Annotated in this window: 4 protein-coding genes and 1 pseudogene; 4 read left to right on the top strand and 1 reads right to left on the bottom strand. The window is 72.2% G+C overall.

Features of this window, described 5'->3' with window-relative positions:
• Positions 1 to 149: 149 nt before the first annotated feature.
• The 3 genes from nadA (at position 150) to JNW89_RS25875 (ending at position 3,618) form a co-directional block, all read left to right on the top strand.
• On the top strand, positions 150 to 1,349 hold the full coding sequence (gene nadA, locus JNW89_RS25865) for a quinolinate synthase NadA (RefSeq protein WP_238450900.1): 1,200 nt from the start codon (positions 150 to 152) through the stop codon (positions 1,347 to 1,349).
• 231 nt (positions 1,350 to 1,580) lie between these two features.
• A complete protein-coding gene (gene murA, locus JNW89_RS25870; protein WP_088961029.1) occupies positions 1,581 to 2,936 on the top strand; it encodes a UDP-N-acetylglucosamine 1-carboxyvinyltransferase in 1,356 nt (451 codons plus the stop codon).
• Positions 2,937 to 3,015: 79 nt separating this feature from the next.
• Positions 3,016 to 3,618: a DUF3043 domain-containing protein gene (locus JNW89_RS25875; RefSeq protein WP_238450902.1), complete on the top strand. Its 603-nt coding sequence runs from the start codon at positions 3,016 to 3,018 to the stop codon at positions 3,616 to 3,618.
• Positions 3,619 to 3,670: 52 nt separating this feature from the next.
• Here JNW89_RS25875 and JNW89_RS25880 read toward each other — a convergent pair.
• A pseudogene (locus tag JNW89_RS25880) lies at positions 3,671 to 3,832 on the bottom strand (AzlD domain-containing protein); the annotation flags it as partial.
• Between the two features lie 538 nt (positions 3,833 to 4,370).
• On the opposite strand from JNW89_RS25880, the gene JNW89_RS25885 reads away from it, so the two are divergent.
• The gene (locus JNW89_RS25885) at positions 4,371 to 5,606 is read left to right on the top strand and encodes an alkaline phosphatase PhoX (protein WP_238450904.1); all 1,236 of its coding nucleotides are present in this window, start codon (positions 4,371 to 4,373) and stop codon (positions 5,604 to 5,606) included.
• The last annotated feature ends 43 nt before the right edge of the window (positions 5,607 to 5,649 follow it).

Raw genomic sequence — 5,649 nt, forward strand, 5'->3', positions numbered from 1 at the left:
GCGCGGCAGCCACGCTGTGGGACCATGGGAGGCGTGACTTCGACCTGGGTGGAACCCTCCAACACCGCCACTGCGCTGCTGCTCCTCGGCCGCGGCAGCCCACACCGGCGGAGGCTGCGCGGCAGCCACGCTGTGGGACCATGGGAGGCGTGACTTCGACCTGGGTGGAACCCTCCAACACCGCCACTGCGCTGCTGCTCCTCGGCCGCGGCAGCGACCCCGCCACCGAGCGTGGCGTGGAGTGTCCGGGCGACCTGCCGGCGCCGAGCGACCCTGACCTGGTGGCCCGGGCGGCGGCGGCCAAGGCCGCGCTCGGCACCAAGGTGTTCGTGCTGGGTCACCACTACCAGCGCGACGAGGTGATCCAGTTCGCCGACGTGACCGGCGACTCGTTCAAGCTGGCCCGGGAGGCGGCCGCCCGGCCGGACGCGGAGTACATCGTCTTCTGCGGCGTGCACTTCATGGCCGAGAGCGCCGACATCCTCACCTCGGACGCGCAGAAGGTGATCCTGCCCGACCTGGCCGCCGGCTGCTCGATGGCCGACATGGCGGTGCTGTCGCAGGTCGAGACCGCCTGGGACGTGCTGACCGAGCTGGGCGTCGCGGCGGACACCGTCCCCGTGACGTACATGAACTCCTCGGCCGACATCAAGGGCTTCGTCGGACGCAACGGCGGCGTGGTCTGCACCTCGTCGAACGCCAAGCGGGCCCTGGACTGGGCGTACCAGCAGGGGTCGAAGGTGCTCTTCCTGCCCGACCAGCACCTGGGCCGCAACACGGCGGTGCTGGAGATGGGCCTGTCGCTGGACGACTGTGTGCTGTACGACCCGCACAAGCCGGGCGGCGGGCTCACCCCGCAGCAGCTGCGCGACGCGAAGATGATCCTCTGGCGGGGGCACTGCTCGGTGCACGGCCGGTTCACCCTCGACAGCGTCAACGACGTGCGCGCGCGGGTGCCCGGGGTCAACGTGCTGGTGCACCCGGAGTGCCGCCACGAGGTGGTGACCGCCGCCGACCACGTGGGCTCCACGGAATACATCATCAAGACCATCGAGGCGGCCCCGGCCGGCTCGGCCTGGGCGGTCGGCACCGAGCTCAACCTGGTCCGCCGGCTGGCGCTGGCCCACCCGGACAAGCAGATCATGTTCCTGGACAAGGCGGTCTGCTACTGCTCGACGATGAACCGGATCGACCTGCCGCACCTGGTCTGGGCGCTGGAGGAGCTGGTCGCCGGGCGGGTGGTCAACCAGATCACCGTCGAGGAGGACACCGCGCACCACGCGCGGGTGGCGCTGGACCAGATGCTCGCCCTGCCGGGCGCGGACACCCCGCCGCCCACCGCCCGCTGATCACCCACGGTCACATCGCTGGTACGGAAACATGCCGGAATCCCCGGTTCGTTCCCTGCCTGGCGATGTGACCGATTCCATTTTCGTCACCGAGGGCTATGCTGCCGGGGCGACGACATCGTGGACCGTTTTGCGCCGGTCCCATTCCGGGTAGCTGAACAGCCGGCAAGAGCTGGACAGCTCGACCCCACCCTCGAACACAGCACCACCCGACGCGCGCTGGAGGTTGCGTTGACCGACGACGTCCTGGTCGTACACGGAGGCACGCCGCTGGAAGGGCGGATCCGCGTGCGCGGCGCGAAGAACCTGGTCTCGAAGGCGATGGTCGCCGCCCTGCTGGGCGACACCCCCAGCCGACTGTTCGACGTGCCGCGCATCCGTGACGTCGAGGTGGTCCGCGGGCTGCTCGGCCTGCACGGGGTCAAGGTCACCGACGGCGCGGAGGAGGGCGAGCTGGTCTTCGACCCGGCCAACGTCGAGAGCGCCAGCACCGACCAGATCAACGTGCACGCGGGTTCCAGCCGGATCCCGATCCTGTTCTGCGGCCCGCTGCTGCACCGGCTCGGGCACGCCTTCATCCCGGACCTGGGCGGCTGCCACATCGGGCCGCGCCCGATCGACTTCCACCTGCAGGCGCTGCGCGAGTTCGGCGCGACGGTCGAGAAGACCCCGGAGGGGCTGCACCTGTCGGCGCCGAACGGGCTGCACGGCACCAAGTTCGCGCTGCCGTACCCGAGCGTGGGCGCGACCGAGCAGGTGCTGCTCACCGCGGTGATGGCCGAGGGCGTCACCGAGCTGCGCAACGCCGCCGTCGAGCCGGAGATCATCGACCTGATCTGCATCCTGCAGAAGATGGGCGCGATCATCAAGGTCCACACCGACCGGGTGATCGAGATCCAGGGCGTCAAGCGGCTCAGCGGCTACACCCACCGGCCGATCCCCGACCGGATCGAGGCGGCGAGCTGGGCGGCGGCGGCGCTGGCCACCCGCGGGCACGTCGAGGTGCTCGGCGCCCAGCAGGTCGACATGATGACCTTCCTGAACATCTTCCGCTCGGTCGGCGGCGCGTACGAGGTGACCGACGCCCGCGCGCCGAAGCTCGGCGACCCGGGCCAGGAGGGCGGCATCCGGTTCTGGCACCCGGGCGGCGAGCTCAACGCCGTGGCGCTGGAGACCGACGTGCACCCGGGCTTCATGACCGACTGGCAGCAGCCCCTGGTCGTCGCGCTGACCCAGGCCCGCGGCCTGTCGATCGTCCACGAGACGGTCTACGAGCAGCGGCTGGGCTACACCGAGGCGCTGAACACGATGGGCGCCAACATCCAGGTCTACCGGGACTGCCTGGGCGGCACCCCGTGCCGCTTCGGCCGGCGCAACTTCAAGCACTCCGCGGTGATCGCCGGCCCGAGCAAGCTGCACGCGGCCGACCTGGTCATCCCGGACCTGCGCGCCGGGTTCAGCCACCTGATCGCGGCGCTCGCCGCCGAGGGCACCTCCCGGGTGTACGGCGTGGACCTGATCAACCGCGGTTACGAGGACTTCGAGGCGAAGCTGGCCAGCCTGGGCGCGCACGTCGAGCGTCCGTAACCGAACTCACCAGCTCCGAACGAGCGCCCGGTGCACCGTGATGTGCACCGGGCGCCGTCGTTTGGCTACCCTTCACCTCGTGCCGTCGCTGTTTCGCCGCAAGTCCGCCGACCCCGACTCCTCCGCCACCGTCGTGGTGACCGAGGAGCAGCCCTCCGCGCGCCCCCGGGGGTACACCCCGAGCAAGAAGGAACTGGGCCGGGAGACCCCGAAGCGGCCGGTCGCCGGTCGTCGCCCCCGCCGGGCCGACGAAGCCGCTGACCAAGGAGGAGGCGCGGGAGCAGCGCCGACTGGCCGCGCCGAGGCGGCGGCGGAGTTCCGCCGCGAGGGCGGCCCGCGCGACCGCGGCCCGGAGCGGCTGCTGGCCCGCAACGTGGTCGACTCCCGGCGGACGGTCGGCACCTGGTTCTTCGGTGGCGCGCTGATCGTGCTGATCGGCTCCAACCAGGCCATGCCGCCGGCGATCCGGCTGGCCTCGAACATCGTCTGGGGTGCGCTCGCCCTCGGTGTGGTGATCGACTCGATCCTGATCTCTCGCAAGATCAAGAAGCTGGTCCGGGAGCGCTTCCCGAACAGCGGCGAGCGGATGGGGTCGCTCTACCTCTACGCGATCATGCGCTCGATCACCTTCCGCCGGATGCGGGCGCCCGCGCCGCAGGTCAACATCGGCGACAAGATCTGACCCGCACGGTCCCTCCGGAGCCCCTTCCCGCCAGCGCGGGGAGGGGCTCCGGTCAGTGCACCCCGGCCAGGCGCAGCAGCGCCGTGGTGCCGGCCGCCGCGACCACCACCAGGACGAAGGGTGCCCGTCGCCAGGCGAGCAGCACCCCGGCCAGCACACCCGCCGGCCGGGCGTAGCCGGCGAAGCCGCCCGCCTCGGTCAGCGCGGCGGTCGCCGGTCAGCGCGGCGGCGAGGCGGCCGAGCCGGGCGACGAGGTCGACGGTGCGTTCCGGCACGGGCTGCCCGGCGAGCCGGTCGAGCAGCGCCCGGGCCCGGGTCCACCGGTCACGGGCCCGCCGGTGGGCGGTGACCGCCTGGCCGTACGCCGACGCGAGCCTGCCCACCGTCTGCTCCCCCACCACGTCCGTCCGGTCGAGGGAACCCTAACGGAGCCGGGCCGGCGACGCACCAGGCGTCGCGTCCGAGCCGTTGGTCCATTGTTCACCTGCCGGTCCGCCGCCGCGCCGCCCGGTGTTCCGCCGGTCCGGATTGCCTGCTGGCGGACGACCCGATGAAAGAACTGGAAGGTGTGACGACGTGACCTCCTCCCCCATCTCCCGCCGCAACCTGCTGCGCAGCGGCGCCGCCGGCGGCCTCGGCATCGTGGTGGCCGGCAGCCTGGAGGCGATCGCCGACCGGCCGCCGCCCGGGCCGCCTGCCGCCCGGCCGTCGGCTACGGCGAACTGGTCGAAGACCCGGCCGGCCTGCTGGCGCTGCCACCCGGCTTCTCGTACACGATCGTGGCGCAGGCCGGCAGCACGCTGCTGGAGAGCGGCCACCCGACGCCCAGCGACGCCGACGGCACCGGCTGCTTCCGGTCCCCCACCGGGTCGGTGCTGGTGAACAACCACGAGATCGGCGGCAGCGAGCCGTACCCGGTGCCGGCGCTGCCCGGCCTCACCTACGACCCGGGGGCCCGGGGCGGCACCACCACCATCGAGGTGGACGCCGCGGGGCGGCGGCTGCGCGAGTACGTCAGCGTGGCCGGCACCCACAACAACTGCGCCGGCGGGATCACCCCGTGGGGCACCTGGCTGACCTGCGAGGAGACCGAGCAGCGGGCCGGTGGCCGCTACCTCAAGGACCACGGGTACGTCTTCGAGGTGGACCCGCACGACCGGGCGCAGAACCTCGACCCGGTGCCGCTGACGTTCCTCGGCCGCTACTCGCACGAGGCGGTGGCGGTCGACCCGTACACCCACTCGATCTTCCTCACCGAGGACGCGGGCGGGCCGAACGGCCTGTACTTCCGGTGGACGCCGCCGGCGGGTTTCCGGGGCGGCAAGGGTGCGCTGCGCGCCCTGGCCCTGCACCCGGACGGCGGCACCGCCGGCGAGTTGCAAGCGATGAACTGCTTCCAGGGCAGCCGGCACATCGCCGACCTGTCCGAGGCGACCACCCCGGGCACCCGCTACCAGGTGCGCTGGATGGACGTGCCGGACCGGGATGCGAAGACCGTCTCGGTGCGCAAGCAGTTCACCGACGAGCAGGTGACCCGCAGCCGCAAGCTGGAGGGCGCCTGGTGGGCCGACGGCGGCGCCTACTTCGTCGCCAGCTTCGCCCGGCTCGACGACGGCAGCGTCAACGAGCACGACGGCCAGGTCTGGTTCTACGACCCGCGCTCGGAGACGGTCACCCTGAAGACCATCTTCGGGGTCAACCCGGACCCGTCGGTCGAGGGCGGCTACGACGGCCCGGACAACATCACCGTCTCGCCCTACGGCGGGGTGATCCTGGCCGAGGACGGCGAGGGGCTGTCCCACCTGGTCGGGGTGACGGCGCAGGGCAAGGCGTACCCGCTGGCCCGCAACGAGCTGAACGACAGCGAGTTCACCGGCCCGACGTTCAGCCCGGACGGCACGGTGCTGTTCGCCAACATCCAGTCCCCCGGCTACGTCTTCGCGATCACCGGGCCGTGGCGGCGGCCGAGCAACGCCGACCCGGCCTGATCCCTCGGGTGCCGCCGGCGTCCCGACCGGGCGGCCGGCGGCG

Source organism: Micromonospora sp. 4G55 (genome assembly GCF_016803375.1).